General features: G+C 65.2%; 1 protein-coding gene. It reads left to right on the plus strand.

Annotated features, from left to right (window positions below; all coding sequences use genetic code 11):
• Window positions 1-1,349, plus strand: a 1,349-nt coding sequence (locus tag ACFZDK_RS55870) for an AMP-binding protein (protein ID WP_390987136.1), incomplete at both ends; no start/stop codon positions are given.

The raw sequence follows: 1,349 nt of genomic DNA on the forward strand, positions 1-1,349 counted from the left end.
CGGACGGTTTTTGCGAAGGACCGGACGAATTTTCCGTTGGATGTGGCGGTGGATGATTTGGGTGTGGGTTTTGGGGTTGTGGTGGGTGTGGTGGGTGGGGTGGATCCGGTGCGGGTGGCGGGGATGGTGGAGACGGCTGTGGGGAATGTGGTGGCGGTTTTGGAGTCTGGTGGTGGTGGGTTGTTGGGGGATGTGGGTGTGTTGGGTGAGGTGGAGCGGGTTGGGTTGGTGGAGGGGTGGAGTGGTGCGGTGGTGGATTTCGGTGTGGGGTCGGTGGTGGAGTTGTTCGGGCGGAGGGTGGTGGGGGATCCGGGTGCGGTGGCGGTGGTGTGTGAGGGTGGTGTTGAGGTGTCGTTTGGGGAGTTGGATGCGCGGGCGGGGCGTTTGGCGGGGTATTTGAGGGGTTTGGGTGTGGGGGCGGAGTCGGTGGTGGGGGTGTGTGTGGGGCGGGGTGTGGAGGCGGTGGTGGGGATGTTGGGGGTGTGGAAGGCGGGTGCTGCGTTTGTGCCGTTGGATGTGGAGTTGCCGGTGGAGCGGTTGGCGTTTGTGCTGGGGGATGCGGGTGTGTCGGTGGTGGTGGGGACGGTGGAGTTGTTGGGGGATATGCCGGCGGGTGGGGTGCGTTTGGTGGCTTTGGATGATCCGTTGACTGTTCTGCAGGTGGAATTGGCGTCTGCTGTTGAGGTGGGGATATCGGCGGGGCAGTTGGCGTATGTGATGTATACGTCGGGGTCGTCCGGGGTGGCGAAGGGTGTGGCGGTGGAGCATGGGGCGTTGGTGAATTATGTGGGGTGGGCGTCGGGGTTTTATCGGTCGGGTGGGGCGCCGGTGTTTTCGTCGTTGGCGTTTGATCTGGCGGTGACGTCGTTGTGGGTGCCGTTGGTGTCGGGGTCGCCGGTGTGGATGAGTGCGGGGGGTGGTGTGGAGGGTTTGGCGGGGTTGTTGGCGGGGCGGGATTTCGGGCTGGTGAAGCTGACGCCGGGTCATTTGGGGGTGTTGGCCGAGTCGGGGGAGGAGCAGGGTGGGGTGGGGTCGGTGGTGGTGGGTGGTGAGGTGTTGGCGGGGTCGGTGGTGGGTGCGTGGTTGGGGCGTCATCCGGAGTCGGTGGTGGTGAATGAGTACGGGCCGACGGAGACGGTGGTGGGTTGTTGTGTGTTCGAGGCGGGTGTGGGTGACTTGCTGGGTGAGGTGGTGCCGGTGGGCTGGCCGGTGGCGAATATGCGGTTGCTGGTGCTGGATGAGCGGTTGCGGCCGGTGCCGGTGGGGGTGGCGGGTGAGTTGTATATCGGTGGGGTGCAGGTGGCTCGTGGGTATCTGGGGCGTCGCGGACTGACGGCGGAGCGGTTTGT

The sequence above is a fragment of the Streptomyces sp. NPDC007901 genome, from assembly GCF_042959465.1.
GTDB lineage: Bacteria > Actinomycetota > Actinomycetes > Streptomycetales > Streptomycetaceae > Streptomyces.